At 51.2% G+C, this 25811-nt stretch carries 37 protein-coding genes, 1 tRNA gene and 1 pseudogene; 1 reads left to right on the top strand and 38 read right to left on the bottom strand.

What is annotated here, in order from left to right; genetic code table 11:
- Positions 1–6: 6 nt before the first annotated feature.
- The 15 genes from VN12_RS02115 to VN12_RS02040 all read right to left on the bottom strand — a co-directional run bounded on the left by VN12_RS02115 (position 7) and on the right by VN12_RS02040 (position 12664).
- On the bottom strand, positions 7–366 hold the full coding sequence (locus VN12_RS02115) for a hypothetical protein (RefSeq protein WP_146675285.1): 360 nt from the start codon (positions 364–366) through the stop codon (positions 7–9).
- 8 nt (positions 367–374) lie between these two features.
- Positions 375–1310, bottom strand: coding sequence for a hypothetical protein (locus tag VN12_RS02110; RefSeq protein ID WP_146675284.1), 936 nt, complete (start codon positions 1308–1310; stop codon positions 375–377).
- Between the two features lie 3 nt (positions 1311–1313).
- Positions 1314–1901, bottom strand: coding sequence for a hypothetical protein (locus VN12_RS02105; RefSeq protein ID WP_146675283.1), 588 nt, complete (start codon positions 1899–1901; stop codon positions 1314–1316).
- A 1-nt stretch (position 1902) separates the two neighbouring features.
- Complete coding sequence (locus VN12_RS02100) at positions 1903–2400, bottom strand: hypothetical protein (RefSeq protein ID WP_146675282.1); 498 nt, start codon at positions 2398–2400, stop codon at positions 1903–1905.
- Positions 2391–2741: a hypothetical protein gene (locus VN12_RS02095; protein ID WP_146675281.1), complete on the bottom strand. Its 351-nt coding sequence runs from the start codon at positions 2739–2741 to the stop codon at positions 2391–2393. The genes VN12_RS02100 and VN12_RS02095 overlap by 10 nt, the downstream gene beginning before the upstream one ends.
- Positions 2742–2746: 5 nt before the next feature.
- Entirely contained in the window at positions 2747–3415 is a 669-nt protein-coding gene (locus VN12_RS02090; RefSeq protein WP_146675280.1) for a hypothetical protein, read from the bottom strand.
- An 86-nt stretch (positions 3416–3501) separates the two neighbouring features.
- Positions 3502–5739, bottom strand: coding sequence for a hypothetical protein (locus tag VN12_RS02085; RefSeq protein WP_146675279.1), 2238 nt, complete (start codon positions 5737–5739; stop codon positions 3502–3504).
- Positions 5732–7540: a phage portal protein gene (locus VN12_RS02080; RefSeq protein WP_146675278.1), complete on the bottom strand. Its 1809-nt coding sequence runs from the start codon at positions 7538–7540 to the stop codon at positions 5732–5734. The genes VN12_RS02085 and VN12_RS02080 overlap by 8 nt, the downstream gene beginning before the upstream one ends.
- A 541-nt stretch (positions 7541–8081) precedes the next feature.
- Positions 8082–10250: a terminase gpA endonuclease subunit gene (locus VN12_RS02070; RefSeq protein WP_146675276.1), complete on the bottom strand. Its 2169-nt coding sequence runs from the start codon at positions 10248–10250 to the stop codon at positions 8082–8084.
- On the bottom strand, positions 10207–10548 hold the full coding sequence (locus VN12_RS02065) for a hypothetical protein (RefSeq protein WP_146675275.1): 342 nt from the start codon (positions 10546–10548) through the stop codon (positions 10207–10209). Before VN12_RS02065 ends, VN12_RS02070 begins: the two co-directional genes overlap by 44 nt.
- Before the next feature lie 143 nt (positions 10549–10691).
- Positions 10692–11330: a hypothetical protein gene (locus VN12_RS02060; protein WP_146675274.1), complete on the bottom strand. Its 639-nt coding sequence runs from the start codon at positions 11328–11330 to the stop codon at positions 10692–10694.
- 99 nt (positions 11331–11429) lie between these two features.
- A complete protein-coding gene (locus VN12_RS02055) occupies positions 11430–11696 on the bottom strand; it encodes a hypothetical protein (protein WP_146675273.1) in 267 nt (88 codons plus the stop codon).
- Between the two features lie 259 nt (positions 11697–11955).
- Positions 11956–12159, bottom strand: a complete 204-nt coding sequence (locus VN12_RS02050; protein WP_146675272.1) for a hypothetical protein — start codon at positions 12157–12159, stop codon at positions 11956–11958.
- Positions 12156–12440, bottom strand: coding sequence for a hypothetical protein (locus tag VN12_RS02045; RefSeq protein ID WP_205855166.1), 285 nt, complete (start codon positions 12438–12440; stop codon positions 12156–12158). Before VN12_RS02045 ends, VN12_RS02050 begins: the two co-directional genes overlap by 4 nt.
- The gene (locus VN12_RS02040) at positions 12437–12664 is read right to left on the bottom strand and encodes a hypothetical protein (RefSeq protein WP_146675271.1); all 228 of its coding nucleotides are present in this window, start codon (positions 12662–12664) and stop codon (positions 12437–12439) included. The genes VN12_RS02045 and VN12_RS02040 overlap by 4 nt, the downstream gene beginning before the upstream one ends.
- A 60-nt stretch (positions 12665–12724) precedes the next feature.
- Between VN12_RS02040 and VN12_RS02035 the strand changes: the two genes are divergently transcribed.
- On the top strand, positions 12725–12961 hold the full coding sequence (locus VN12_RS02035) for a hypothetical protein (protein ID WP_146675270.1): 237 nt from the start codon (positions 12725–12727) through the stop codon (positions 12959–12961).
- 158 nt (positions 12962–13119) lie between these two features.
- On the opposite strand, the gene VN12_RS02030 is transcribed toward VN12_RS02035, so the two are convergent.
- The 23 genes and pseudogenes from VN12_RS02030 to VN12_RS01925 form a co-directional block, all read right to left on the bottom strand.
- Positions 13120–13527: a hypothetical protein gene (locus VN12_RS02030; RefSeq protein WP_146675269.1), complete on the bottom strand. Its 408-nt coding sequence runs from the start codon at positions 13525–13527 to the stop codon at positions 13120–13122.
- Positions 13520–13762, bottom strand: a complete 243-nt coding sequence (locus tag VN12_RS02025) for a hypothetical protein (RefSeq protein ID WP_146675268.1) — start codon at positions 13760–13762, stop codon at positions 13520–13522. Before VN12_RS02025 ends, VN12_RS02030 begins: the two co-directional genes overlap by 8 nt.
- Entirely contained in the window at positions 13759–13995 is a 237-nt protein-coding gene (locus VN12_RS02020) for a hypothetical protein (RefSeq protein ID WP_146675267.1), read from the bottom strand. Before VN12_RS02020 ends, VN12_RS02025 begins: the two co-directional genes overlap by 4 nt.
- A gap of 342 nt (positions 13996–14337) precedes the next feature.
- Entirely contained in the window at positions 14338–14592 is a 255-nt protein-coding gene (locus VN12_RS02015) for a hypothetical protein (RefSeq protein ID WP_146675266.1), read from the bottom strand.
- Between the two features lie 43 nt (positions 14593–14635).
- Positions 14636–14833 carry a hypothetical protein gene (locus tag VN12_RS02010; RefSeq protein WP_146675265.1) on the bottom strand — a complete coding sequence of 66 codons (198 nt, stop codon included), beginning with the start codon at positions 14831–14833 and terminating at the stop codon, positions 14636–14638.
- Between the two features lie 49 nt (positions 14834–14882).
- Positions 14883–15116: a hypothetical protein gene (locus tag VN12_RS02005; protein ID WP_146675264.1), complete on the bottom strand. Its 234-nt coding sequence runs from the start codon at positions 15114–15116 to the stop codon at positions 14883–14885.
- 849 nt (positions 15117–15965) lie between these two features.
- The gene (locus VN12_RS02000; RefSeq protein WP_146675263.1) at positions 15966–16160 is read right to left on the bottom strand and encodes a hypothetical protein; all 195 of its coding nucleotides are present in this window, start codon (positions 16158–16160) and stop codon (positions 15966–15968) included.
- Between the two features lie 288 nt (positions 16161–16448).
- The gene (locus VN12_RS01995; RefSeq protein ID WP_146675262.1) at positions 16449–17003 is read right to left on the bottom strand and encodes a hypothetical protein; all 555 of its coding nucleotides are present in this window, start codon (positions 17001–17003) and stop codon (positions 16449–16451) included.
- 78 nt (positions 17004–17081) lie between these two features.
- The gene (locus VN12_RS01990; RefSeq protein WP_146675261.1) at positions 17082–17405 is read right to left on the bottom strand and encodes a hypothetical protein; all 324 of its coding nucleotides are present in this window, start codon (positions 17403–17405) and stop codon (positions 17082–17084) included.
- Positions 17406–17498: 93 nt separating this feature from the next.
- Positions 17499–17569, bottom strand: a tRNA-OTHER gene (locus tag VN12_RS25610).
- A 129-nt stretch (positions 17570–17698) separates the two neighbouring features.
- Positions 17699–17766: pseudogene (locus VN12_RS25605) on the bottom strand.
- 314 nt (positions 17767–18080) lie between these two features.
- Positions 18081–18404, bottom strand: coding sequence for a hypothetical protein (locus VN12_RS01980; RefSeq protein ID WP_146675259.1), 324 nt, complete (start codon positions 18402–18404; stop codon positions 18081–18083).
- A 17-nt stretch (positions 18405–18421) separates the two neighbouring features.
- Positions 18422–18748 carry a hypothetical protein gene (locus VN12_RS01975; RefSeq protein WP_146675258.1) on the bottom strand — a complete coding sequence of 109 codons (327 nt, stop codon included), beginning with the start codon at positions 18746–18748 and terminating at the stop codon, positions 18422–18424.
- 217 nt (positions 18749–18965) lie between these two features.
- Positions 18966–19205 carry a hypothetical protein gene (locus VN12_RS01970; protein WP_146675257.1) on the bottom strand — a complete coding sequence of 80 codons (240 nt, stop codon included), beginning with the start codon at positions 19203–19205 and terminating at the stop codon, positions 18966–18968.
- Between the two features lie 203 nt (positions 19206–19408).
- A complete protein-coding gene (locus VN12_RS01965; RefSeq protein WP_146675256.1) occupies positions 19409–19942 on the bottom strand; it encodes a hypothetical protein in 534 nt (177 codons plus the stop codon).
- Positions 19942–20844: a hypothetical protein gene (locus VN12_RS01960; RefSeq protein WP_146675255.1), complete on the bottom strand. Its 903-nt coding sequence runs from the start codon at positions 20842–20844 to the stop codon at positions 19942–19944. Before VN12_RS01960 ends, VN12_RS01965 begins: the two co-directional genes overlap by 1 nt.
- 366 nt (positions 20845–21210) lie before the next feature.
- Positions 21211–21624 carry a hypothetical protein gene (locus VN12_RS01955; protein WP_146675254.1) on the bottom strand — a complete coding sequence of 138 codons (414 nt, stop codon included), beginning with the start codon at positions 21622–21624 and terminating at the stop codon, positions 21211–21213.
- 2 nt (positions 21625–21626) lie between these two features.
- Entirely contained in the window at positions 21627–22454 is an 828-nt protein-coding gene (locus VN12_RS01950) for a C1 family peptidase (RefSeq protein WP_168164149.1), read from the bottom strand.
- Entirely contained in the window at positions 22451–22843 is a 393-nt protein-coding gene (locus tag VN12_RS01945) for a hypothetical protein (RefSeq protein ID WP_146675252.1), read from the bottom strand. The genes VN12_RS01950 and VN12_RS01945 overlap by 4 nt, the downstream gene beginning before the upstream one ends.
- Complete coding sequence (locus VN12_RS01940; RefSeq protein ID WP_146675251.1) at positions 22821–23105, bottom strand: hypothetical protein; 285 nt, start codon at positions 23103–23105, stop codon at positions 22821–22823. Before VN12_RS01940 ends, VN12_RS01945 begins: the two co-directional genes overlap by 23 nt.
- A 325-nt stretch (positions 23106–23430) precedes the next feature.
- Entirely contained in the window at positions 23431–23751 is a 321-nt protein-coding gene (locus VN12_RS01935) for a hypothetical protein (RefSeq protein WP_146675250.1), read from the bottom strand.
- A complete protein-coding gene (locus tag VN12_RS01930; protein ID WP_146675249.1) occupies positions 23752–25059 on the bottom strand; it encodes a replicative DNA helicase in 1308 nt (435 codons plus the stop codon). It lies immediately after the preceding gene.
- Entirely contained in the window at positions 25052–25810 is a 759-nt protein-coding gene (locus VN12_RS01925; RefSeq protein WP_146675248.1) for a hypothetical protein, read from the bottom strand. Before VN12_RS01925 ends, VN12_RS01930 begins: the two co-directional genes overlap by 8 nt.
- Position 25811: the final 1 nt, after the last annotated feature.

The raw sequence follows: 25811 nt of genomic DNA, 5'->3' as shown, positions 1-25811 counted from the left end.
CCAGCCTTAGCTTTTTTTTTCTTCGTGCTGCACCGCTTGGTTGTGTGCAACCATCATCAGCAGTTCACGGGCTTCTCGGAACGAAAGGACGTCCTCCAGTGCATCGCGACTAAAATCACGTTCCCCCATGTTCCGCCATCCAACGAGCACTCTTTCGAGTTCGTCGAGGACGATTTTGAACATGAGTTCGTGCGTAAGCTCTTCGTTCTTTGTGTCGACCGAATCGTCGATGGCTTTCAGCGTTTGCCGTTGTCCACGCATCGATTGGGTACGTGCTATGAACGTCGGGCGAGATTCGACTGGCTTGTCCTTGTCGCTTGGCAAAACGACATCGAACGATTGGTTTGGTTCTAATGCAATCGGCATAGGTGCTACTAGGTTGCTGCGGTAAAGGTAATGGATGCTTCTTCATCGATAGTCGATCCGTTTCGGTTGCAGGCCCATTCGATTTCGTCGATGGTGATTCCTGCTCGATCGCCTGGGTTCACTGCAACAATCTGTGCCTTTGGTGCAGCGAAAGTAATCTTGCTGTTCGTCGGTCCATCAAGATCCCAGGTTAAAGCGTGCTCGCTCATGTCAAGAAGCTTCCCGTATCGGTCTTGGCTCGCTACGCTCAACGTCTGCGGATTCGCAGTGACTCGTACTGCACGGTCAGTGACCATGAAGTACTCGATGCCTTGAGCGTTTGCAGCGCACTCGATCGGTGTAACCGTGTTGCCAGCATCAAGCGTGATGTTTTCCAAGCACAATGCGATGCTGTTCCAAGTCGTGGTACTCGAAGCGTATCGCAATGGCATTTCGGTCGGATAGGTTGGGGAGACCATAGCCGTATCGGTAGTAGTTTGCAAAAGACCTTGGAAGGTGAAGTTGAACACTGCCGCTCGCCCAGTCGGACAATTGACGGTAAAGGTTCCGGATGCACCGGAAAGCAACCACCGAATACCGTCGTTGTAGACAGCCGCAGTCAGTGTCTTGACATTCGCTCCAGGTGCCTCTGTGCGAGGGGTGTAGACCTGTCCCGATTTCACCCAGCCGCAAGCAGGTAAGAACGCATCAGCCCATCCTGGCTCGGTCGCTGTGCCATCCCAGCCTGAATCGATCGAGAACGAAATAGTTCCCATTCGCATGCCCGGGATCGAAGACATGCGAGCAAACCCGCCTGGTGCCTCGCGATCCTCAAACGCAACGTTCTGTTGGAACGTGATGTTGTACGCATTGAAAGCCGCTTCTGCCGATGTCAAAGCCTCTGCGGTGCCTGGCGTCGTTTCGATTTTGGCGGCAAGCAATCGTTTCCGTCTTAGTTTTGGCATCTGTTAGTTTCCTTGTTGGTTGCCGCGAAGTTTGCCTTGTGATTTCAGAATCAGGAATCTGATTCGTCGTTGAATTTGTTTCGGCAGTTCTTCGCGTGCTACTCGTTCAGCGAGTGCCGGAATCCCTGCTGCTTCGTATCTGTCACCCGGAGCTGGCCCATTCATTCGAATGATTCGACCACGTGCCTTTCCTTCACGCTTGAAAACGTGGCCCTTGTATTTGTCGACGATGAACAAGTCTCGTTGCACCGACCTATAATTGAACTTAGGATCGATTCGGAAACTGACTCCGCCTTTTCGCGTGTTCACCTTGCGAGCCCCAAAGTACTTCAGCGGAATCGGGAATCCGTAAAGCAAAAGAATCGTTGCACGCAAGCTATCCACGCTCGCTTCCCGTCTCGACTTGATCGCCTTTTTCAGGATCTTCGACGGAACAGCGAGTTCTTTTCTTAGTGCACGTGAAGCCTGTATCCGCACCTGCTTAGCGGTCTGGTTGATCGCCTTGTGGACTTCCTTTCGCATGTCCTTTCCTAGGTTGCCGAACAAGTCCCGCAACCTCTGAACGGAGCCTTCATCGATCTTGATTTCCATACTAAGACCTCACTTGATATGGGTCGTTTTCGGAAACTCGATAGGTAATCGAGATTGGCAGGTTGACCCCATCAAAGGAACCGTCTGCTTGGATTGCTTCCATGCTTTGCCATGTTGCATCGATTGCCTTATCGCCGAATGTGTGCCAACGGCTATCGACTGCGCAGACCGCTTTTTTGACGTCTGCTGCAAACGTGTGAATGACCTTATCGATTGGTTCACACTTGCTTTCGTCGTTTTGCACATGGAGGTAAAGGTTGAAAGTGATTCGCCAAGCCTGTGCCGGTGGATTGCCTTCGTGGTCCAGTTCGGGAACTCGATCGTGCGAGGCGTCAGTCATAACGATCTGACGGTCCTTAATCGTTCGGTCCTCTAGTCGTCTCGGACGAATGACCTCTCTGACCTTCGTGTTATAGATCGTGTTGTTTACCATCGGCGTTAGACGCAGGTAAAGCGTTTCCGCAATGCTCTCGACAACGGTTGTTTGACCTATCGACATTCCAGTATCAGCATCCCTTCGTCATGCGAGACAAGACGAACGATCGCGCGTCTAGCAGGATCTTTTCCGATTCGGTCGGAGAACTCGAAAAAGTCTCCGCCTAGGTTAAGCTCCTCCGAAGTGATACCAGTCTCCGCGTTATTGGCGACATGGATCTCGAACAACGGAAGAACGTAAGCGCCACCGTCTTCATTGACTCCCGCATAGCTCTGACGGTCCACGACTGCGCGAATAGTACGAGCCCCGCCGTCTCTCTTGTGATAAACAAGAGTTTCGGCGAAGTCGTCTAGGTTGCAGAAAACTGCAACCGCATCTTCTTGCATCACGTCATGGAGCGTCATGGAGACTAGGATCGCTTGCAAATGACTGACACGTAATCAATCGTCACGGAGTCCACGTTTGTGTTTGCTGCTTTCTGCAACTGAATGATCGGTTGCAATCCAGCAGAGTAACCAGACATGTCAAAGACCTGCGAAGCTGCAACGCGAGCACCGTCGATGTAGAACTTGACGCTCGACTTTCCACCTGTGAAGTCGATATAGAACCGCTTGTACGTGGTTCCGAGAGTAACTCCGCTGGAGATGTCGTCAACGTCGCGAGTTCCATCGTCGGTCTCGCAGTAAACAACGGTTGTGCTGTTTGCACCTTCCATGCGAAACCAAGCGTTGGCAGCAACATCGTTTGCCGTGTCGCTTCTAGCAGATCCAAGACCAAAAGTAAGAATGGAACCGCTGGTGAAAGTCGCTGCGCCAATCTTGACGCGCATCTCGATTGACTGAATCAGATCGATGTCGAAGTCAAGTGCGTCCCCAAAGTGAAGGGCAACCACTTCGGCTTCGTTCGTACTAACGAGAGTAAGAACGGCTTCCGAAGTACCCTTGGTGTAGGTTGGGGTTCCAGACGACGAAACGTCATCAACGAGCCACGGAGATGCAGGATCTGCCGAAGTTGGGAACGTAGCGACAGTTCCGTTGAAATCGTCGCTCCATTCCTGGAAATCTTTAATACCAGCCATTTGTTTTTGTTCCTTGTCGGATTTTGTTTTGTATCGGAAAGACCTCGCCACCTATGCAGCGAGGTTATTTTTTGCCACTAGACAGGTCACGCAGAGTTGCGGAACAACCCACGCCAATCGATCGCCTTCGCACCCATCGTCTGGCGAATCCTGTACTTGTAGGTGTCGGTGTCGAAGTCTTCCTCTGTGTCGATCACTGGGCTTTCCTCACCTTGCAGGAAGGTGATTTCGACGGTATCGACCTGCGAAGGATCGGCAGCCAAGTACCAATTCGTGGAGCTTGCAGCGTCCAAAAGAGGCTCGGCAACAAGCGTTAGGTTCTTACGTTGTCCGCCTGGTCCGTAGATGTTCAGCGTATTGCTGTTACCAGCAGCACTACCACCTACAACAGGGTCGGAGAACGAGCCAAGAAGCTGCATTGCTGTCGCTTCGTAGTTGACCGGCACAATCAAGTAGCGAGGCTCGATGTTGAGAATAGCACTGGTGTTGAGACCAGTTTGCTTTCGCATTTTGAGGAACCCTGCGTTGAGTGTCGCCACGGCTGGAGCCGCTGCACTTCCAGACGTGTTATCGCCAGAAGCATGGCTGGAGCTGAACAGTGCGTTACCGTCGCCCATTGTTGGGTTCGAGGTCAGAACGCTATAGACCAACGCGTTTTGCGTGCGTCGTGCAGCAACACCCATTTTCGCGGTCGTTCGGCTGATGGCGTCCAAATCATCATTGATGATTGTTTCCCAAGAGACCGTAAACTCTGCACCGTACTTGCTGATCTGGTACGACTCTTTCGAATCGCTCATTCGGTTTTCTGGGTACTTCGCGTTTTCCGGAACCATTTCCAGGTTCGGGAATTCGCTTATCCGAGTACGGTAAATAGTCTTCAAGTCTGGAACAGAAGCAGCTTGACGCGCCCACATGCTCCAGGTGTATGGTGCTTCTTCGTACTCAGCCAGAAGCGACTTATTGATTGCATCCAAGAGGATGTTCGGGAAGCTGCCAGTGGTGTGGTACGCGGACCGCATCAGGATGTTGTGATTCTTGAGAACGCGAGGGTTACCCATCGCGGCCAGAACAACATCCTTCCTCGACATTCGCTCGATCTTTGCTCCGCTTCGAAGCAAACATTCGCGTGCGATTTCGTCCAATGGCTTGTTGACGAAATCTTGACCTCCTTCCAGTTTCAACTTCTTGGAAGCCTTGTTATGGCTTCGCATGATGATCCCGGCACTTACGGCACTGGCGAACTTGTCGTCTGCGCTCTCAGTGATCCGAACGTCAGCACCGACCGACGTTCCTAATGGTTCAGTTGCCATACGTTCAATGATCCTTTTTCGAGCGTCAGAAACACTTACAAAGCCATCGCAAAGCTCGTCTGCAAAGGAACGCTCAATCCTTGCGAGCTTGACGGCGGCTTGAATTTCTTTTCGGCGTGCAGCATCGGCATCGAGTGCACGTTTGATTTGCAACTCTGCGTCTTGCTTGCTGCGTTCGATTTTCTGATTTCCCATGCTGTTCTCGACCTTCTCAACAGGTGCAACAGGCGATTCGGCAGGTGCAGCCTCTGCTTGCTGCATGTTTTCTACTACAGGGTTTTCCGTCGACATGTTTTCAACAGGTGCAGCCTGTTCAACTGGTTCCATCTCCATCTTGGTCATCAACCAAGAAAGGATTTCGGTTGGGTCGGTAACGCCTTCTGGCAGACCCATAGAGGACAACTTCGCCATCTGGCTACCGTCCATAAGTTCTCTCCTTTGGTCTGCAAAAGACCGTTTGACATAGGAATAGTTGTCAGCGCCTGTAACGCATAACGTTGCGTTCATTGGTCGCCAACGGGAAACGATGATCGCAGGGCCTTCAACAAGAGTGCCCGCTTGTGTCGTGTAAGTACGCCCAGGAGAAAGCTCAAAGGCTTCCAGCGTCTCGGCGGTAATCGAGAAGTCGGTAAGGTGTCCCTCTTCGTATCGCGTCGCGATCTTTTGCGACTCTGGATCGCTCGCGAATAGTGGACGCGCTTGGAACTCAGACCCTACGATCGAAATATCTTTGAGCGATCCGAAGACGTTGTGAACGGTCGTATCGTCGTGCGAGTCAACGATCGGGATCGAGTGATTCCCTGGCCGCATCTCGCAACCAGCCATTTCAAGGACATGGACGATCGGCTTCTTGTTTTCTGGATGCAAATGCTCAACAGGGTTCTCCGTGGCGATCACGGCGAGACCATCGGTGAGTGACTGGAACTGCCTCTTGATGACAGAGCCACCGGCGAACACAACAGGCTTTCTCGCGTCCAAGTCTTTGCGTCTTTTGATCAATGCGGATTTATTCACTGGCGACATCCTCCGCAGGAATTGGGTTGTCTACCGTTCCATCCGAGGCATCTGCGACGATCGCCTCGATGTTCTTTTCCGTCAGTCCGATCATGCTGAGTTGTGCTCTCGCAAGGGCTGGAGACATTGATCCGTCCGAGAGGCCATTGAGCACATCTTGGAGGGCCTTGCGGTTTCTGTTCCATTGCAAGCGAGAGAGTCCCATCCATTCGCCGGTCGCTCCCTCTGCGTCTTCTTCTGCTCGCACTTCATCCGCTGGCCCCGATGCTCCGGTTTGAGCGGCCATCATCTGCGCGGTCTGCTCCTCCGAAGTCAGCAAACCGAGCTTCATGCGAAGTTTCTTTTCCTTGCTCGCTTGGTAGAAGGTCGCACGCCAGGACCGACCACGCGAGCCAAGCTCGTCTTGGTAAGTCGACATGTAACGATCGATGGATTGCTGCGCGGCTGTTTGCTCTGCTGCCGGATCGACCCATTCTTGCTCAGGCAATTGCCATTCAACTGGAGCAACACCACGGCGGTCTTCTAGTAGTTCGGATGACGTAGGAAAGTTCTCTGCGTTCACAACGGCAGCCTTGTTGCAGAACTCGTCCCAGACTGGTTGGCAAAGATGCCAAACCATGTAGTTTTGCCATCGCTTGTATCGAGTGCGATCTTCCAGCTTGCTAGTTCGGCTGGAACTGTACGAAGTGTTCGAGAAGTCTTTTGCAACCGCTTCGTAATTGGTGCCAGTGCCAGCAGCAATACCGCGAAGCATCAGAGAAATCCACGGCTCCGCTGCGCTGTTAGGTCGCGATGGGTTGATAACTTCGATGGACTCTTCAACGCCGATCCTTGTTACCATCCCTGGCTCAAGATATTCAAGCGTGTTTCCGTTGTTGTCCGTCGACTCATCGCCAGTGGGATTCTGTAATCCACGGCTCGGAGTGTTTGTCTTAACCACTACTCCAAAGCAAGACGCGACAGCAGATGCTTGCAGTTCGTTGTCGATGTAGATTCCCAGGTCTCGCATTGGAGACATCACAGGAGCAAACCAACTAACGCCGCGAGTTTGACCGATTCTGTCCAGTCGGAAAAGATGAATCACTTCATCCGCTGGAACTCGCTCAGGAACTTGGTTACCAACGCTGTACGGGCTGTTCGGGTGTTGCTGGTAGATCCAGTACGCTACAGGTCTACCTTTCTGATCAACCTCGATTCCACGTACTACTCGGTTTCCTTCCGCACGCGCCATCGACGACTTGTACGTGTCGCGCTCTAAGGATAGACGGTCGGCTTCGATCAACTCCAATGCCAACGGAACAGGGCGGGTAATTCCGCGATACTCTTTGCCGGGAGTCCGAATCTTCCGAATGAGAACTTCGCCAGCCTCGACAATCTCTCGCTGTGCGATTACCTGGATTTCCGCAAAGGTCAACTGCCCGTTGATGTCTGCGACTTCGCACCATTCAGCCCATAGCTTTTCCCGCGACTCGTTAACGTCTTCTACGTCTTCGCCATCCTTGGTTTCGTACACGCTTTGGAGCGTGATTCCGTCACCGATGACGTTTGAAACAATGGTATCAACAACGTTCCATGCGTAAGCATTATTTCGAACCATCGAGCGAGCCCAAGCACGCATGGCGTCAGCACCATACGGACCCATCAGTTCTTGGTCGGCTGATTGGTTCTTTGGTTTGGTGCCTGATGTTAGACGGTTCGATTCCGCGCCAGCGTAGCTTCGCTGCAATACTTTTCGAGCTTGTGCGCGTCTGAGACCTGCCGTTGGAGAAACGTAACCGATAATGCGATCTAGGACGTTCATCGAGGTCGCCCGATCTTCGCAAGCGTGAACATCCCCCCGCCAGACTGCCTAGCCAGTTCAGTCTGCAACATACGGCGTTGCTCAAACAGAGAATCTAGGTCGAGCTTAGTAACGTTGCGAGAACCAATAGCGTAAGACTGCACGTTGCCCGTAAGCAACTGCTCTATTGCTGTCTCGACCTGGTTAAGAAGATTTGCGACGTCTAAAGCCATGCCTACAACGGTAGGCTAGCCATATCGATTGGTCACGCATCGCAATAGCGTATTTACCAGCTAGCTGGTAAACGGGTTAGACTTTTTGCTTCCATGTGTGACCACAATTGCCGCATTTGCAATAGCGAAGGTTTCCCGCAGTGTGGTAGACGAATGAATAGCTAGTCTCTGGATCTTCCCGCAGTGCAACGCACATCGAGCAATCTTGCGGAACAAACTTCTGCCGTGCCTTTGGTTGTTCTTGGGTTACAGGTTGAGTTTGCTCGGTCTCTTGCTCTTTTGTTTCCATTTGCCGCCGTTGCTTCCTTGTCATTGTCGCCACCATATCGCTAGTATCTCCTCTTAGGTATCCAGCCGCCCGGACGTGTTCGGAAGTTCTTGTTCTGCCTGTGCGTGTCTTGCCGCTGCTGTCTTGGCTTCTCCGGTCCCTTCACCATCGCCGTTACTTCCTGTTCTGATGGTGCCAGCAACTTGATACCGTAGATTTCCGAAGCAGCCGCCGCCATGTAAGTCGCATCTAGCCAATGGTTATCGTCTCGCTTGCTATTCCAATACGTCTTGGTTCCCTTACCCTCGACGAACTCAGTAACCAACTCTTCCGCTGTAATGTGTTGCGAATAAAGAGAGTGGCGACTGTCGGATTGATAAAGCGATAGCGAACCGCGTCGAAGCATTAGGTTTTCATCGAATGGCGGAGTAAGGAACCGTTCGTGTACCCACTGCTTCCAGTAGTCCGTGTCAAGTTCGTACAACGCAACCCGCTGCGCTGGCAAAAACTCTGCGTGCAAGTTCTCGCCAACGAAAATCCTGTTCGTCTCCGCCTTCTTCTTCTTGTAGCTTCCAATCCCCTTCGATGGATGGAAGATTCCTCGCACCTGTCGGCAGAACTCGTAAGCGCAATTGGTAAACGTTCCGGAGTCAACCAAAACGTGGTCTATCCTTCGTGGAACGCCTGTAGCGTCAACGAACGCTTTCTGTTGCAACTCCTCACGCCAATCAAGAAGTGCAGCGAGAATATGCGGCTCCGCGCCGTAGCGATCCTGCGTGCGGTCGGTCCCAAGAACAGACTTGAAGCCGTAATCAACAACGCAACCTCCTGCACCATGCCACCACGCGCAGATAACCCAATGGCAGTAATACTTGCCAAGGTCGATTGCCGCTGTCACGCATTGCGTGTTCGCAGGTAGTTGCCGCTTAGACAAACCGTTCATTCGCGATGCTACGGTTTCGGGAGTAAGACCGTTTCCGACTGGTCCCGCTTCTTCCGGTGGGTCGTTGTCAATCTCTGTCGCTACTGCTTTCTTACCGAAGTCCGCGACGCGGTTGTAATAGCTCTGTATGGCGGAAAGCTCCATTGGCTCGCCATCCGCGTGAATCTTTTTGGAGTAGCTATACGGGTTCGATATTTCGCAACCGTGCTCGATCTCCTTTTGATTGTCCCGCCAAAAACGAAACGCTTCTCTTGCTTGCGGGTCATCCGCTTTACGTTGCTGCCGCATGTCGATGTACTGCTCAACCAAATCGATGCGGTCTGGTGGCTTAATCATTTTGCGATAGCGGCGACCGTTGAACGACGGCTTTTGCTTGCGGTCTGTGTACTTGTATGCGTTGCACTTTCTGTTTAGCGTTGTGCAAAGGTAGACCCGTGCGATACGTTCCGCAGAAGCCCCCATCCCACCAATATCCTCTTCGATGATGGATTCAATCTTGGCGATCTGTTCATCGGAACGAACCGAATCTTTGTCCTCAACATCATCGATAATCCCGACCGTAGGACGACGCGACCGGAACTTCATGCCGCGAATCTTGCCTTCTATCCCGACCGCCCCCATCACCTGGCCGTTGGCAAGTGATTCCATATGGTCCGGCCAGTGTGGTAGCAATCTCTTGGGAATAGTCGGCAAGCAAAAGAACTTGTCAGAGATTACCATTCGAATGTACTCACCTCCGACCGTCTGCAATCGTGCGTTGGCAGTGGCAGCACCTATCGCAAGAATCGGAGCTGCGATCTCTGGAAAGTCGGCTGCAAAATCATCGGAGTCAGCGATCCGGTCGACCAGTTCTCGAAGGTCCTTTGTCGATGCGTCTTGATTTTTTCCGATGACAACTGGGAAAGGCGAAAGACTCTTGAGCATCAAGCAATACGCACCATCCATTGCCAGCGTCGTCTTTCCCTCGCCGCGAGGTGCAGCAATCGCTTGGTCGCCTCCAAAGCGTGCAGCGTTCCAAATAGACCAAAGCATATCCCTACGGTCGCTGGTAAACGCTTCGCTGTACGTTCTTGGGAAGTACGTGGTAAGCAATAGCTCAGGATCTTCTAAGCACGCCAAGCGGCGTTCGTAGTCCGCTGGGACCGGAATGTAAACCTCCCGACCTGCTGCACGCTGCTTTGCCTTGCGCTCGCGGTCGTATGCTTTTTCGTCCCACTTCTTAGGCTCGACTAACTCAACAACATCATCCGACTTCGCGTCCGGATGGTTGCGAATCCATGCTTCCAATTCCTGGACCGACAGGTTTAACAAGTCCGAGCTTGACGGCAGCGTCGAGTAGTTGAAGTTTCCTTGTGTGCTCAGCGTCCAATCTCCTCTGTTCTTCCGCACGCTTTTTGATGTTGATTTGATCAGCAGATTGCAAAGCTTTTGCGGCAGCCACCTGCACTGAATGCTTCTCGCCAAACTCCTGCAAGTACACCAGCCGATCGATAACCTTCTTTCGAATCTCTGGAGTTACCGGCCATTCGTCGTTGATAGCCCTACCTGCCAGCCGAACATCGGCAACGGTGTTAATGTCTACCATTTCCCCCTACCCCAAACCGCCAAGTACCGGACGGACGGAGTTTTTGTAACTTTTTTGGGCGAAGGTTCCGCCGCAAGGCTTTTTAGGGTCCAGGAAGGACCCGTTGACTATGGGGGGGAGTGCCCCCTTGTTTGATTGTGCTATCACGTCTGCTTCTCCACTAGCGCCGTCGTGCAATCGGACATAACACGTGTAATCACTGTGCCGTTGTATTGAACTCCAACGCTCCATCGATATTGCCCAGGCTCCAAGTTCGCAGTGTCCGTGTCTTCAAGATTAAATCGAAGAGTCCACGTACCATCTTCGTTGTCGACCACGGTGCCGGTGACAAGCCAAGTATTGTCTTTGTACTTACCTCCGAATGTGCAGGTGCAGCTACCTGCTACGAATCCAGTCACCTCGTCCACTGTCCATTCGAACCCTCTGCCGTTGGCTAACAGGTAATCATCACCGATGATAATCTTGGCAATGGTTCCATCCGTTGCGACAGCGGCCGATGTAGTAACGCCGTTAGTGGTCTTGCTCAGAAGTTCAAGCAAATCGATTTCCCATTGCAAATTGACTGATGCAATATGGTCATCGAAAGAAGTTGGCGCTGTGGACCCTTCGAAAAAGTACCAAACAGGACCATAAGTGTCATCGTCAACACTGGCTTCAAACTCACCTACTGTTTCCGTTGCAAGCACGCGCAGAGATGCCCAGTTCGCAAAGTTCGCTTGCGAGCCTGGAAAGGCGTAGACAGTAGCGCCGGTAGTGTGAGTTGTGACAATCGTCTTTGCCAAGGTTCCCTCGCGTAGAATGAATCCTTTTCGATTCTACGGGATTGGGTTGCATCAACCAATGGTTTAGGAAATGGATGGTACGTTATGTATCAATAGCGGTTATTTGGTCCGCAATGATTTCAAAACAGACGACATTTGGTCCTCTGTAATTTCCGCGAACACTTCTTCCTCGGATTGCACGCGGAACTGCTTATCCCAATCCGCGTTTCGTCGGTCAAGTTCGTCCGCAATGAATCTCAACACTGCCGCACTCATCGCGACACCACCGGACGCAGGCCAAAAGTGAATGTAGCCACAATCTAGGGGAGCGAAGCAATCGCACTCTTCCAGCTTTTCAATGATGCGTTTTTTAGTTTCTTCGTTCATTTGCTCCGAACTTGTTCAAACGGTTCAATTCCAAACGTCTCGACGAAACATTGCCGCAATTGGCTTTCCATATAGTCCAAAGCGTCTGATGCTCCGTGATCAAATCCGTTTAGTTCGCAATGACGCAAAAGTTTGTGCATGTCTGATGCGAGTTGGGCGGTTCTGATGCTGTAGTTACATATAGCATCCCATCTAGCGTGCTTTGAATTCGCGAGCATTTCGCGTGTTTTTGCTTTGACCAATTCAGTGTAATCGCTTTTCATTTCTGCACGTTCTCCTGTAACTTTACCGACCACTGCCAAACCATACTCGCAGCTCCAGCGAGTTCTTCCGCGTGCTGCTTCGCTTCGTCGTCGCCGATTTCTGCTACCATCGCGTTGGCAACAATAGTCATGTGTTGGCTCAACATTTCCAAGCGTTTGCGTATCGTGAATAATTTGCTTTCGTCGTCGGTCTTTTTCATTTCATCATTGCCTTAAAGTAATCAATCTGCTCGATAGCTCGCTTCAAGTAAACGGCTTGATCAAGGCATTCCTCGTAGGCGTGCTGGAGCCACTCTCGCAGCTCTAGCGGATTCTCTGCGACGGTCTTGCCGTACTTCGCAATCCCCAACGCTTGGCGCTCTGCAATGTCCTCGCAGACTCTCGCTTCGGTCCCTTGTGGTTGTCCTCGCATTGCCGCCAACTCCTGTTCTGGGTCTAGGTTGTTCCAGTTGTTGCCTGGAATTGATCCTATGTTTTTCATTTCTGCACTTGTTCCTGTCTCTCTGCCAGATACTTGGTCACCGTGTATTTGACCTTCCGTCGATCAAGGTGCTTTACCTCTGCGTCCAGATTGGCTTCGTCGCAGAATACTTGCATCCGGCGAACGTCTGGCTTTCCATTGTACTCGCCCTCGATGTGATCCCATTGAACCAGAAACACGAGTTTAGGAGGGTGTACTGATGTCCATGTTGTGTGGGCACTCATTCCAAGCACTCCCTGACCCGCCTTTCGTACTCCGCTTGGCACCATGCCTTGGCGTCCTCTATGTCTAAAAAATCGGGGCAAACGCCACAGTCGAAAGGTGCCATGTACACTATGGCAGACTTGTCTTGGTATCGCTTTATGACGCGAAACTTGCCGAGTGGCGTTTCCGCTGTCCATTCGCTTATGTTTGGGTTTCCTTTGACCCATGCCAATGGCTTGATCTTCACTCCAGACATTCTCGCACCCGCCTTTCGTATTCGGACTGGCACCACGCCTTGGCTTCGGAAACTGACTTGAAGTCAGTAGTGTCGCAATCGAAAGGGTCGATTAACAAAAACGCTCCGTCCCCATACCCATGCAGGTTGATAAGCCCAAATGGTGTTTTGGCATTATGTACGGAATTCAGTGCGTTTCCGTGATCCGCCCACACTAGCGGCTTGATCTTCGGCACTTGCTCAGTCATCGATCCGCCCTCCCTTTGCTTCGTGGATCTTGACCCACACCCAAACCGGAATCGCTCTCGGCTCGCCAACTTCCTTATCCCAATGCACCCACACACCTAGATAGTCCGATACTGCCTTTAGTTTGCGTAACGCTCGCTTTGTGCTGCACCACTGCAAACCATCGATCTCTTTTCCCTGCATAGCATCCCAAGCCAAATGCTCGATTCCGCTGTACCATCCAGCAGCCCAACCATCTTCGCTAATCTCTTGGACCGTTTGCACCATCCACTCAACGAGGCATTGCCGAACAATGTCGGGTATCTTCGGCACGTCTGGCGGGTAATGCTCGCAGCCAGTGGTATAGCCCGCTGGCGAGTCTAAGCATGGTGCACCGCAGTGTTCGCAGTTGAAGCTACTCATTTACGCTCACCGTTACCGAGACAACCTTTCCATACGTCAACAGCCTTTCCCATTCTGTGTCCCTGCAATACCGATCTGGATGCCCGAATCTCCAACCCATGCTTGATTCGAGCATGTTCCACTTAACCTCATCTTCCGTTTTTGCGATCGAATTCAAATCGATACCGCTCGAATCCACGAACGCAAAGCCTCGATAGAGAGGCGGATTGCTTGCTGCGTTTTTTTTGCAACTCATTTTACCCCCAGTGCATTCTTGATTTGTTCCTGGCAAGCGGCGATGCCGTCGTTGTAGGCTTGACGATAGACGGACCTAATGAGGTTTCGAAGTTGTGCCGCGAGAACTTCACCATCCTCTTTTGTGGGCGATTGAACAGGCCATTGAGTACACCAACCATTCACAGAACTGTATACCCAGTAAAGATCGAACTCTTCGACGACTCTGGTTTCGATTCGTGGTGTATGGCTCATCGTCCTACCTTTTTGTTGACGCCGCTAATGCTGATAGGCTCACTCATTAAATGCTCTCCATTCTTCAAATGACTTGACAGCATTGGCGACCAAGGGCGCTATCATTTGCTCTATCCTGGCAATCTCTTCGTTTGTGACGTGGAATCCGCACGTTGGGCACTTGATCCCGAACACGCGAGGCTCACCGGGAATCATCCAGCTTCGTTGCATCAAAACCGGATCGTGTACAGCGTGGCACTTTGGACAGCTACCTTGCGCAAGCTCGCAACGCACAAAGTCCAATACGTCGACATCAACTTTCATGCTTTCTCCATTGCGGATCTCACATCCGCTAGTGTTCGATTACTTAGACAAGTCTCGCTCATCTGCTTTCCGAACTTCAAACCACAAAATGTGCAAAGGTTCTCCTAACTGCAACGGTTCGCCACGACCGTTCAATAATCCGATGTACTTCCTGCCGTCTTCGCCCGTGAAATCTTTGATCTCACCAGTTGCGGCGTCTTTGTATTTCGTTCCTCGATCAATCATGCCTCGGTAAACGTAACCGCCCTCAATTTTGTCTGGCGGTTCTCGCATTGTTTCCGTCCACTCTCGCATAAATCACCCGATTGCAAAATTCCCCTTGCCGTCTCGCTACTCGCTATTTCGCTACTTCATCCTGAACACGCAACTGAATGAACATCGCATCCCACATCGTTACATTCTTTCCTGTCACTCGATTGAACGCTTTCGCTTCCATTGCTGACGAACCCATCCACAATCCAATCACAAACAACACGGCAAGAGGATAGGCAATCCAAGAGCCTTTCCCAAGAATCAACCAATCCAAGAAATCCATAACCATCTCCTAAAATTGTTAGCAACATTACTTGCCGTCTTAACAGCCGCTAGTCTTTGTCTTCGTTCAACAGCAACAGTCCATCTTCTGTCACTCTTCCGCGACGCGGCTTTATCTGTTCCATTTCGCGAGTTGATTCAAGCTCGTCGATCCTGGATCGCATCGACAAAGCAAGCCGAATAATCTCACCGACGCACTCAACCGGAAGGTAGAGAGTGTCATCAGTGCACGGCTGGCACTTGTCGAGTTGCTCTACGATCTTCGCCGCATTGTCATCTCTCATTGTTCTCTCCCTTGCCGATACTCAGGCCGCACTGATTAGTTCGACAACTGTCGCTTCTCTTCCGTTGATCTAAACCGTCGTGTCTTCCAATTGCGTTTAGCTCTTTCCCTTCGAAGTACGCTGACTTCGCTCCACGCATCGTCGCTCAATTCAACCCAGTTTGATCCATTCGCGTTGCAGTCCTCGCTTGCGATTCGACCAAAACGAACGAAACCGATTTCGTTCCACTTTTTCGCGATCTCGACATCAGATTCATTCATATACCTGGAATCGACTCTTCCTGAGTGGTCCACAGACCTAGTCTCAAAGTAGAGAAGGAGCGAAACTTCGGCTTTCTTACTCGCAATCTTCATTACCAACTCTCTTCCATTGCGGCACACTTCGGTGCACGTGGTTATTCGAAGCGGCGTTCAAGACCGCTATTCTTTTTTGACTCTTACTGAAAACTTTCCGTCAATCACCGACACGACACAGGGGACAGCGTTTCCTCTGACTCCCATGTTGCATCGCGCTGCAAAAATCCCTACATCAGTCCTGAACTCAACTCCATAACCTCCCCATATACCTTCGTATTCACCATCAGGAATGCGAAAGTTAGCTGACTTGAGCGTGATGTTATGCAACACGGCATCCATCATTCCTCCGATGCGGTGGTTGGGGCCGCTGTTGTAAGTCTTTGGATTTCCTCCATCACGTCATCCATAGCTTGATCGTAACCTTCGCAGAAATTCCGTTCTGCGTCGTCAGATTCGCCGCTCCAGCAATTGTCCAATCGACTCTTATTTGCTTTTGCGTGCAGATCTATTGCGTTCACGATTGCATTAATTAGCTGTGCAGCGTTCGCGCTCATCACTCCCCCTCTGCGGACTGTGCCGCACTTGTTTTCTTTTTACCGACGAAAGCCAAAAGGTTCTCGGCTATCTCCCTGATCGTCTCTTCATCTGCATCGGTAAGAAATCGCCCATACACACAATTGGATTCGATCGTCAAAACGTGCTTGCCGTTGATGCGAACATCGCACCCCCAATGCTCTACTTTTTTCATCTCGTTCCCCTTGCGTATATCTAGGCCGCACTAACCAAACGTTTTTGCATCCTATCGAATTGTCGTCGATTCGCCACGACTGACACGATCCAACCACTCGGTGGATTCCAACGAAGACGCCAACTCATAAATTGCTGACGTTGCTCCCCAAGATTATTTAAGCAGCTTTTTGTTACTAATTTTTTCCATCGCTTCTTCAATTTGCGAGGATTTTTAATGCTCGACAACATCTTCATGTGTACTTTCCCTCCATCACTTCCAAAATTCTGAATGTGCCGCAATGACTTGCTATTTGGCATCTATGTCCAGCAAAGCCGGAACAATATGCGGAACCCAAAGCTGATTCCAAAACGCCATGAATTGCGGATCTGGTTTTGTTACTCCGTACTCCCACGCCTCACACAAATTGCTTTCGTCAACGTATCCACGCCAGTCGATGTACCCATCTTCGAGTTGCTCGATCAACTCCCATTCATGCCGCGACTTGTCTTTTGACAGATCGCCTTGCCGCCGCATCTGTAAGACAACTTTGCGAAGTTCGCTCACTGTTCCTTCGTCGTCTCGGACATAGAACTTCCCACCAAGAAACTTGCGACCTATGTAGTCGTAGTCGCAAGTAGCTAAGAACTTGGCAAGAGATTGCTTACCGATGGAGTACCAAGCGTAAGACCAGTCGCCGTATTCACTATCCACAAAGACGCGACCTCCAGACTCTCCCTCCCTGGTAGGCATCAATCCGTCCAGTACCACCCTAGCAACACCTAGCGGGCGTCGAACTCGTACTTCCAGCACAGTTTTCTTTTCGCATTCGACGTGTACTTTTTCTTCGGTATTTGCGGACATGTTTCGAATCCCTGCGGCTGCTAAATCGGCACTTGACGGTGCACTGGTTTGTTATTCGAGTAGTCAAGAAATACCTGACTACTGTTCTCGCTGCTCTGACTCGTAATCTTCGCGTCTCTCAATCCAACGCTCAACGTCTGAGAGCCTTTTCGCCAAATGTTCAAGCGTCAGCTTGCCAGCTTCGACTTTTGCAAACGGCTTCATTCTTTCCAGGATCTCATCGCACGCAGTTTGGTATCCACGCGAGAACTCGCCCATGTGGGGCCAAAAAGACTGACTGCGTACATACTTGACCTCGCTGCAAATCCTTGCCAACTCTCCAATTAGCAACTCAATTTGCTTAGAGCCGTTACCGACTACGCAGCCCTGAATAGCTCTGGCGATTAGTTCCTTATCTTCCATTGCGGTCTCCTTTGTTCCAAAGCCCAGCTCTGCGCGGTCTTAAAACACAGAGCTGGGTGTCCGAAATCCCCCCGGACTGGACTTGCTTGTAAGATCGCGGGGCGGGAGTCGAACCCGCACGAGGATAGCTAAGCCTTGTGGCTACCAATTACCACCACCCGCGAATGCGCCGTCTCTCCGGCTGTCACGGTCTCCATGCTTTGCATCCACCGTTCGCTGCTGTCAGTCATGGCCCCGGCGACGATGTAAGCCATCGGTCTCGTCGCTCCACTACTTGGATGGCTAGTGCTCAGTGGATCGGGCAGGATTCGAACCTGCTTCATTCGACGGAGCGATCAACTCCCCGCCAAACTAGGACTCCCTACGCTAATCACCAGATGCCTCCAGTTTTCACGCCGCCGATCCGTTTGGCCGTCTCTCCGACCTGTCACGCCTCCGAAACCATTTGGCATCCTCGACCTGTACCGCATTGCTTTACATCGCAATGCGGCCCCGAATCGTCGGTTGTTTCGTGCCTCCCAATAACCATTTTTCGTCATCTGCGATCGCTGCGTTCCGATCCCAGCTCCGTCAGCAACTTATCGGTCTCGTCGCTGAAAAGGGGCTCACTTGCGTGCTCACCGTTGCCCTCTCTCACATTTGGTATTTCCACTAGCGGCTGGCTACTCCGCACTTCTAAACCATCGCTACAATTTGCGTTTTGCATCGTCTTTTGATCGCGTCTGCAAAGTGCAATGCTTCTTCCATTGTGCATTCGTCGAAGACAACTCGTCCTGTGTCTTCAACAACCTGATAAATCGCAAACGAAGCCTCGCACCAATGCGACGGATGACACCTATCTTTCGTGTCCGTCTTGTACCAAGCATTTGTTTCAGCACAATAAAAACCAAAGCAGTCTTGCTCACCATTATCTTCAAATCGCAAAACAACCTTCCGGCTGCTATTCGGCGGATCGTTAGCTAATCGCATAAAAACCTCTTTTCCCTTTTCTTCCCGCATTGATCAAAACATCTGTCTTATTCGTCGTCTTCCAATCCGGTCTTTTCAAAAAGACCGACATCGACGCTCATAAGCTCCATTTCGTCGACCGGAAGATCGTCCCAATGTCGCGTTATTTCGTACCGGACAGTCACAGCCTGCATCCAGCCACGCGGGCGCAACCTTGACTCCATAATGTTGTTTTCCGAACTGTACTGGTCAATGACACCATCTACCAATCCACATAGCTCGTCCTGCGTCATTCGCTCGGCATCCTCTTCGAGCAATTGCAGGTTCACGCAAACCGGCACCTTGACCTGCACTATCGTTTTCCCGTCTTCTTCTCGCATACCAAAAGCCATCATCACCCCTCCCCTTGCGGCTAAACCATCCGCTATTCTGATTTCTTCGGTCTATTAGCTGGCGGACGCTCGCTCAGCTTCTTTCGAATCTTCCACGGAAGCCTCTCCACGCACGCCTCGCCAATCCATTCGGATAGGCTTACACCTGCCTTTTGTGCTTCCTCTTCAAAAACCCTCCACCAATCTGGTGGTTGGGTTATGTTCTTTCTCTCGTTCGTCACTACGCAACCTTCAACACTTCGTAAATCCTTGGACTTTCCTTCGACTCTTGGCTTATGACGGCCTCTACCTCGTAATTCTTCCCGATTTGGAAAGAACCAGCAACTCGCGACCGAAAAAGAACTTTGTTGTGTACAGTTGCGTTTGGCTTGATGTCGACAATTTTGACCGCAAAGCACGGTGCACCCAAATCAACTTGTCCAAGATACTCCGCTGTAACGCTGTGCACTTCAGTAATCATTTTGCCGTCTCCTGGTTGGTGTCCGTTGCGGTGATGCTGTAATTATACACACACTATCGGCAAGAGTAAAGAACTATGCGCACACTTTTTAGAAAAAGATTCCAGCACCCACAAAAGAGGGGTGCGAGTCAATTGCGGACGTGTTCGGTGCATCGTCTTGTCTGTGACAGGCTGTCAAAAATCAAGTGAGGATGAACAATCCGCTATTGCCCGTCCGCAACGTGAGCTTCAGACCGCACGCAATCGCGCAGCAACTCCGCGACTCTATCCGATGTCACAATCCCTGCTTGCCCTAAGTAGCCGATTGCTTGCTGCATCTCCGGCGAATCCAGAATGATCGGCCAATCATTTGCTACCCACTGCGTGAGCATACCGACTATCCCCTGGACGGTTTCGTCTTGCGAGCCAGCCAGTGTAAGCATCTCACTCGCTGTGATGCGAGCGACAAACGCTTTGGCTTCCATGATCCTGGGATTCCACGGCAATGCTTCCTCTAGCTCTGCAATGCGAGCTTGTGCTGTCGCGAGTTGTGCCTGCAATGCGTCCCTCTCTGCGACCGCCGCCGCTGCAAACGCTTCTGCGAACTGTGTGAAGGCAGGATCGGAAGTGTCGGATAGAGGTACGGGATCAAGCTCAATCGCTTTCTCTCCGACTGTCAGCAGGTGGCGAACATGAACGCCCGCGATGGTTCCATCTGCATTAAATCGTGCCAATAATTCGTATGGTGTTGTAGTCATTAGTTAACCAACCAATTCAGCCCGTTTGAGAATACCTTCACCCGAGAAGTTCCGCCGCCTGCAACGTTGCTTCTGTACGTAGTAACGCTGCTATCAGTAACCTGTGCTTCTCTTCCTGCGTTAGAGGAGGCGTTTGGGAGCGTTGCCACGGTGTAAGTCCCTACGGAGAATGTTGCTCCGCATGCCAATGTTCCATTTACGGTGGTCGCTGGGGTGATCGTAAATGCGGATGCGGTTAGCGTGATCTGATTCGAGAAATTGATCGCGAAGGCAAGTTGCGTCAAAGCACTAATACGGAGACCTGGCGCCCCGGTAGTACTAAAAACGAGAGCATTGTTCGCGTTATTCCCCATGTCGATGGTCGATGATGTGCCGGACGACTGCACACGAAGATTCTTGTATGCCACCACAGCGCCGGAATTGCAAGACATTGCGGGTTGGCCATCATACAGAATCAATAGATCATTGTCGTAGTAGCCTGGGTATCCCATGATGACTTGGCCAATTTTCCCAAGCGTAGCCGTTGCATCCGACACTCGGATGCCCTGAAAGTTGGAGCCTTCAGATATTACTGATAGCGACTTCTGGACAGTCTGAGGCTGAGAGAATGTGTTGTTCAAGTTCGTTTGTGGAACGGTCGTAATCAAAGCCCAGGAATTTGAGCCAGTACGCTGCGCGAAGCCTGTACCCGACAATGCAGCAATCGCTGATAGGTCGGCGTCGCTCGGTTGCTTCCCGTCTAGTGCCGTTTGAAGATTCGTAACATCGGAAATCGGATGGCTGTGAACGATGGGAGCAAATGCAGCAACAATCTGTGAAGTTGTCGAGTATTCTGCAAGTGCGGCTTGCAGATCCGCATCTGTCAGCGGCTTTTTCTGTGCGTGGACTTTGCGGTCTGTCATTGGCCTTTTCTCCCGTCGTCTTCGCTCTTCGCCTGGCTTGACTGCGAGAAGAAGACTCGGCCAGCTTCCCATGCGCGAGTCAAAGCCATCTTCCCAAACTTGTCTCTCTCTTCTCCAACAGCGCCTACCAATGCCGCCAGACCAAGTGCAGGCCAATTAAAGGAGCCACTACGAGTAGCACTACCGAAAAAAAGAGTAACAATCCCGAAAGCGATAAACCCGCTTGTGCAACCAGTATTAACGACGTCCCAGATAGAGACACGGCCGCGCTTACGGCTGCTCCTACCCAACGACGCCGCAAAGCCGATGCCCCAGACAAGCGAGTGGAAAATGATTTCCTCTGTGGTGATTCCATGCACTCAGACCTCACTTACTTCCCAGTGCTTTCTTCCGGGCTTCTTCATACGAGTTCTTAGTCAGATACGTGTTGACTTCGAAGCGGAGACCGTCTCCATCTATGAGCTCGAACCACGGATAACGTTTTCCTGCGATCGCATCCTTCAACGGATCAGGGATTTTCCACCCGATCGTTTTCCACACTGGTAATTCGACTCGAACCCACCGGTCGCATGCAGGACAGTCAAACGATGCGGAGTGCACGATTATTGTGGGCTCCACGGCTTTCACTTCCTGGATCGATTCCGACTGCATTGGCTTCGCAATCATCGCCGCCTCCACTGCAGGAATTGGCTTTAACACGATCGGCTTAGGTGCTGGACATCCAAGCACAACAGCCGCCACGACCGCATAGATTCCAAACATCATTGATCGATGGAACATAGTTAAACCCTCAGTTTCGACTTCCAGTCCTCAATTGAAAACTTGCGAGGTTTCGCGGCGGGCATGTCGGAGATGCCAATCATTTCCGTCCATTGATGACGAAGCATTTGGCTGATAGCGTTCGGACTCCATTCATGCCACCCTGGATGCTCACGCGAGCCAACGTTCTGACCCCATGAATTCATAATCCACGCATAAGGCCTCCCTTGTGAGTCCACTCGATCCGACAAGCACAACCCAGCTATCGCGTGCCCACCCATTCCAGGAGAGAAGGATTCCACAACAGCTTTACTCATCGAGTTACCCCAGGCAATACCTATGTGGATTCCGCCTTGCAGGGAACCAGAGAAGGCGCGAAAGTCGTCGTAGGTCCGAATCTGCACCGCGCGCCCGATCTTGTACTTGGCTGCGTTCTCTGTAATCGCTTGCCAATTGCCCGGTCTAGTTGGCTGGTAGCGTCCGGTGTATGGCCACAATGGCTCTTCACAGAGCCCGACGTTCTTCGCCAACTTTACGCCGCCGCTAATGGTGCTTCCACGGTCTCCGTTGATGCCATCAATGCGTTGCGTCTCGTAATAACCCATCGCACGCGAGAGCTGTTGCCGTTGGCCGTTGGTCGCAATGACGTAACACCATTCCATACAGCTCGATAATGCGTGTCCTTGACACGACCCAACAGAGCCTTGGTTCTCAACAGGGATCAATTCGCGAGGGTCTAAACGCTGCTCTTCGTATGATCCAAACAGTGGAACGTTTCCTTCTGCATTTGGAAGCGACGAAAGGAACGCACGGTCCTCTTGTTCAATTGGGTAGCCGCTAAAGTCGCTCACTTGCCAGCCTCCAGTGCTTTTGCGAGTTCTTCCGTTTTGCCAGTGTCGATCGCTTCGGATAAACGATCAACATATGCCTGAAAGTCAGCAATTCGCTTCGTTTCGCTTTCTCTGTTGATCCATTCCAGCTTCGCTTGATCGTCTGCAAAAGTGTTGGCAGTGATGCCTTTGAGTATCGCAATCTTCGATACTCGATCAGCCTCGTAGCACTTCGCGAGGATCTTTGAGATTGGCTCAAGAACGACTGGCTTGTCGTCTTGCTTTCCGTCATCCGTGGAAGGCTTTCCGAGATACAACCAGCCCAGGACACAGACGACCGTCGCAAGGGCGATCGTCTGGCCCGTCCTGGTAGCGAAATCCCAGACGTTAGTTTGCTGCGAAGTTGTCATAGATTCGGCTGACCTGTTGAAGAACAATTGCTTTGAGTGCCGAATCCAACCAAGGCTCCACAAGATTTGGAACACCCGGGATGTCGATCGGTGCAACGTAAGCGTCGTATGCCTCAGCGACTTGTTTCAACAGGTCAGCCTTGGGCGGCAATGGAATGTTCAATCCGCGAAACCATTCACGGAAGTTTTCAATCAGTGCACCGCTTGCAGCAACTTGATTTCCGTTGAAGTTGCTGTGGAGTGCAAACGTATTTACCGGCATGGCTTGCTCCTTTGTGTGAGAGTCAGTACCCGTTCATAGATTCGGATCACCCCCTCTCTTGTGCTTGAGTTGAATCAATCTTATGCGATTGGTCCTCTTGCGTCACGCTTGCCGAAACGGATGGTACGCTGCGTATCAGAGTGATGGAAAGATCTCTTATTTCGTCCGCCTGTTCCTTCGTCCAAAGATGCCTTCCTGCGTGGCTTATTAACGGTCCAGGGATCTTCTCAGACTGTTGCCACCTGCGAATTGTTTGCCTCGATACATCGCAGTGTTTTGCGAGTTCGATTTGCGAATAGACTTCCATGACACCACCTCCTGATTGTTAATCGACCGCCTCAATTATGATTTGCGTTTTCTGCTCGGCTTTCGTTTTGACTTTGACTTGCCGATAGCAGACTTCTTCGACGTACTTTGGAGAATCGTCTGCAATGACTCCGGCATGTACGAGTCCGTCAATTGCTGCTTTGCCGCTTGTCCCGTCTGCGTCTCGCAATCTTGCGAGATACGAAACGATCGTAATACGAACTCGTGAACTGAATGCCGGACCTTTGCGCGTCGCCAGTGATTCATCGCCAGCAATGCGTTCCAGGTAGGCAATACGATCGGCAACTCTAGGACCAACTTTTGCATGACGCACTCCCATTTAGAAATCCTTTGAAAACTCGTTGTCGACCATCGCTGGGATAAACTCATACTTTGGTCCGTTGTATTCGAGAGACAGCTTACCGGTACCGCAATTTCGACCCTTCGCAAGTATCAATGTTGCGTCCTTCGATTGTCTGCTTTCTCGATGCAGCAACAAAACAGCGTCCGCATCTTGCTCGACTGAACCGCTGTTGCGTAATTGTGCAAGCGTCGGTATTGCAATCTGCTTTTCCTTTTCGGAGTCACGGTTCAATTGAGACAACGCAAGTATCGGAACCTTCTCGGATTTTGCTAGTTGCTTTAATCCTTTGCTGACCTTCTCAGTCACCTCCCACGCAGACTTGCGAGAGTCATCGCTGGACACCAAACCGATATAGTCAACCACGACAAAACCTAGTCTCTGCTTCGCGGAGTATTGCTTAACAAGCATCTCTAGCCTGTGCATTGTCAGGTTCGAACGGTCCTCCACATACAGAGGAATTTCGTTTTGATACGCAGTCGCTAATCCTTTCAAGCGATTTACGTCTCCGATTTGCAAAGTCCCATCGAGAATATGCTGCATGTTGATTCCCGTCTCGAACGCCATCGCTCTCGCTACGGTTTCCTGTGCAGACATCTCCAGCGATATGAACAGAGTTTTCGCACCGTCCTTTGCTGCATTGATTGCCATCTGTGCAGCCAATGCGGATTTGCCAACGCTAGGTCGTGCAGCCAAAACGATTAATTGACCATCGCGAAATCCACCCATCTTTAAATCGAGCGTGGATATTCCGCTAAACACTTTTCGAACCGGTTGCTGCGTCTCTTCTGACAACGCCAAGACATCCATCATGATGTCACCGGCTCGGCTCTTCCGCTTCGATAGTTGCGGGATAGATGCAAGTCCGCTGCTAAGCGAATCCGCAACGGAATCCACATCGCAGTCTTCTCGGTCGAGTTTTTCTAACGCATCCGCAGCTAGTTTCAACAGCCTTCGCTTCCGTCGTTGCTTCGTCAACGTGTGAATGTAAAAGTTCTCATTCGACGGCAACCCAGCTTCATTTGCGACCCTAGCAAGCGACGCCGGTGCAATACCACGCTTGCGAACTTCTACGGCTAGCGAAGTTAAATCTGCCATCGGGAAGTTACCACGACGCAACTCGCACAACACCGGCCAAATCTGGCTAGCATCGCTGTCGACGCATCGGTAGTCGTGGAGTTCTATTTCGCATCGATCGATTATCGACGGATGAATAATCATCAACCCGACCAGTGCACGCTCAGCGCGTGTGGTCTCGGTATCGCGAGTCTCAGGTATGCTAAGCATCGAGATCCTCGTATTCGGCTAGTGGGTCATAGACTACTCCAACCGGAGTTTTGCTTTCGTACTTGCCCTCCATGATCTTCGTCACCGAGTCTGGTTTCAAAAACCAATCCAGGTCAGCACGCCAACCCCGATCGTTGTCACCGTTGAGGAACGGCATCTCGACAGCGCGTTCGATTGACTCCCGCCAGTTGTCCAACCACCATCGGTCTTCCAGCCTGGCTCGGAACGCCTTTCGTCGCTTGTCGGTAAGCCGATCCTTTCGCCGCATCCGGTCGTTCCAGATGGTCAAAAGTTCTGTTTCTTCGGATCGATAGACCTCCTCTTTTTCTTCTTTTCTTCTATCTATCTCTATCTCTATCTCTGGTGACGCTGTTGTTACACTTTTTGCGCTACATTTTTGCGACGCCTTTTTTCGATAAACTTGCATTCTTTCCTGTGAATGAGCACGTTTTTTAGCGTTCTCCGACAGGTGCCGATCGTAATTAGGGACTTCGAGCGAGCCATTGCGGACCCGAAGCCAACCAACTTCGATGAGCGTTTGTGCAAATCCGTCGCAATTCAGAAGCGCATCGAGCGCTACAGGTGTTACACCAATTGCGCTACCGGTTTCTAGGTTGTCGTCGCACCAAATCCAGAACCGAACACACAGCCCGAAGGCGTGGTCCAGGTGCAAATTCAGCTTGGACGCAATCCGCAAAACCTCCGGCTTCCGTGCCGTCACCTTCTCCACTTTCACCCATTGAAAGCTCATG

It is taken from the genome of Pirellula sp. SH-Sr6A (genome assembly GCF_001610875.1).
Taxonomy (GTDB): domain Bacteria; phylum Planctomycetota; class Planctomycetia; order Pirellulales; family Pirellulaceae; genus JBKCUI01.
This window is presented reverse-complemented; position numbering and strand designations above follow the sequence as displayed.

Coding starts and splice junctions, on each gene's coding strand:
- VN12_RS02065 (WP_146675275.1), bottom strand. CDS start 10,548: ATGGTAGACATTAACACCGTTGCCGATGTTCGGCTGGCAGGTAGGGCT.
- VN12_RS01995 (WP_146675262.1), bottom strand. CDS start 17,003: ATGTCCGCAAATACCGAAGAAAAAGTACACGTCGAATGCGAAAAGAAA.
- VN12_RS02115 (WP_146675285.1), bottom strand. CDS start 366: ATGCCGATTGCATTAGAACCAAACCAATCGTTCGATGTCGTTTTGCCA.
- VN12_RS02080 (WP_146675278.1), bottom strand. CDS start 7,540: ATGAACGTCCTAGATCGCATTATCGGTTACGTTTCTCCAACGGCAGGT.
- VN12_RS02110 (WP_146675284.1), bottom strand. CDS start 1,310: ATGCCAAAACTAAGACGGAAACGATTGCTTGCCGCCAAAATCGAAACG.
- VN12_RS01940 (WP_146675251.1), bottom strand. CDS start 23,105: ATGCCGGTAAATACGTTTGCACTCCACAGCAACTTCAACGGAAATCAA.
- VN12_RS02015 (WP_146675266.1), bottom strand. CDS start 14,592: ATGCGAGAGTGGACGGAAACAATGCGAGAACCGCCAGACAAAATTGAG.
- VN12_RS02010 (WP_146675265.1), bottom strand. CDS start 14,833: ATGGATTTCTTGGATTGGTTGATTCTTGGGAAAGGCTCTTGGATTGCC.
- VN12_RS02020 (WP_146675267.1), bottom strand. CDS start 13,995: ATGAGCCATACACCACGAATCGAAACCAGAGTCGTCGAAGAGTTCGAT.
- VN12_RS02055 (WP_146675273.1), bottom strand. CDS start 11,696: ATGAACGAAGAAACTAAAAAACGCATCATTGAAAAGCTGGAAGAGTGC.
- VN12_RS02095 (WP_146675281.1), bottom strand. CDS start 2,741: ATGACGCTCCATGACGTGATGCAAGAAGATGCGGTTGCAGTTTTCTGC.
- VN12_RS02000 (WP_146675263.1), bottom strand. CDS start 16,160: ATGAAAAAAGTAGAGCATTGGGGGTGCGATGTTCGCATCAACGGCAAG.
- VN12_RS02040 (WP_146675271.1), bottom strand. CDS start 12,664: ATGAGTGCCCACACAACATGGACATCAGTACACCCTCCTAAACTCGTG.
- VN12_RS02035 (WP_146675270.1), top strand. CDS start 12,725: ATGTCTAAAAAATCGGGGCAAACGCCACAGTCGAAAGGTGCCATGTAC.
- VN12_RS01980 (WP_146675259.1), bottom strand. CDS start 18,404: ATGCGGGAAGAAAAGGGAAAAGAGGTTTTTATGCGATTAGCTAACGAT.
- VN12_RS02005 (WP_146675264.1), bottom strand. CDS start 15,116: ATGAGAGATGACAATGCGGCGAAGATCGTAGAGCAACTCGACAAGTGC.
- VN12_RS01970 (WP_146675257.1), bottom strand. CDS start 19,205: ATGATTACTGAAGTGCACAGCGTTACAGCGGAGTATCTTGGACAAGTT.
- VN12_RS01990 (WP_146675261.1), bottom strand. CDS start 17,405: ATGGAAGATAAGGAACTAATCGCCAGAGCTATTCAGGGCTGCGTAGTC.
- VN12_RS02100 (WP_146675282.1), bottom strand. CDS start 2,400: ATGTCGATAGGTCAAACAACCGTTGTCGAGAGCATTGCGGAAACGCTT.
- VN12_RS01945 (WP_146675252.1), bottom strand. CDS start 22,843: ATGACAACTTCGCAGCAAACTAACGTCTGGGATTTCGCTACCAGGACG.
- VN12_RS02030 (WP_146675269.1), bottom strand. CDS start 13,527: ATGAGTAGCTTCAACTGCGAACACTGCGGTGCACCATGCTTAGACTCG.
- VN12_RS01935 (WP_146675250.1), bottom strand. CDS start 23,751: ATGGGAGTGCGTCATGCAAAAGTTGGTCCTAGAGTTGCCGATCGTATT.
- VN12_RS02025 (WP_146675268.1), bottom strand. CDS start 13,762: ATGAGTTGCAAAAAAAACGCAGCAAGCAATCCGCCTCTCTATCGAGGC.
- VN12_RS01925 (WP_146675248.1), bottom strand. CDS start 25,810: ATGAGCTTTCAATGGGTGAAAGTGGAGAAGGTGACGGCACGGAAGCCG.
- VN12_RS02090 (WP_146675280.1), bottom strand. CDS start 3,415: ATGGCTGGTATTAAAGATTTCCAGGAATGGAGCGACGATTTCAACGGA.
- VN12_RS01975 (WP_146675258.1), bottom strand. CDS start 18,748: ATGATGGCTTTTGGTATGCGAGAAGAAGACGGGAAAACGATAGTGCAG.
- VN12_RS01965 (WP_146675256.1), bottom strand. CDS start 19,942: ATGACTACAACACCATACGAATTATTGGCACGATTTAATGCAGATGGA.
- VN12_RS01960 (WP_146675255.1), bottom strand. CDS start 20,844: ATGACAGACCGCAAAGTCCACGCACAGAAAAAGCCGCTGACAGATGCG.
- VN12_RS02045 (WP_205855166.1), bottom strand. CDS start 12,440: ATGAAAAACATAGGATCAATTCCAGGCAACAACTGGAACAACCTAGAC.
- VN12_RS02050 (WP_146675272.1), bottom strand. CDS start 12,159: ATGAAAAAGACCGACGACGAAAGCAAATTATTCACGATACGCAAACGC.
- VN12_RS01930 (WP_146675249.1), bottom strand. CDS start 25,059: ATGCTTAGCATACCTGAGACTCGCGATACCGAGACCACACGCGCTGAG.
- VN12_RS01955 (WP_146675254.1), bottom strand. CDS start 21,624: ATGTTCCATCGATCAATGATGTTTGGAATCTATGCGGTCGTGGCGGCT.
- VN12_RS02105 (WP_146675283.1), bottom strand. CDS start 1,901: ATGGAAATCAAGATCGATGAAGGCTCCGTTCAGAGGTTGCGGGACTTG.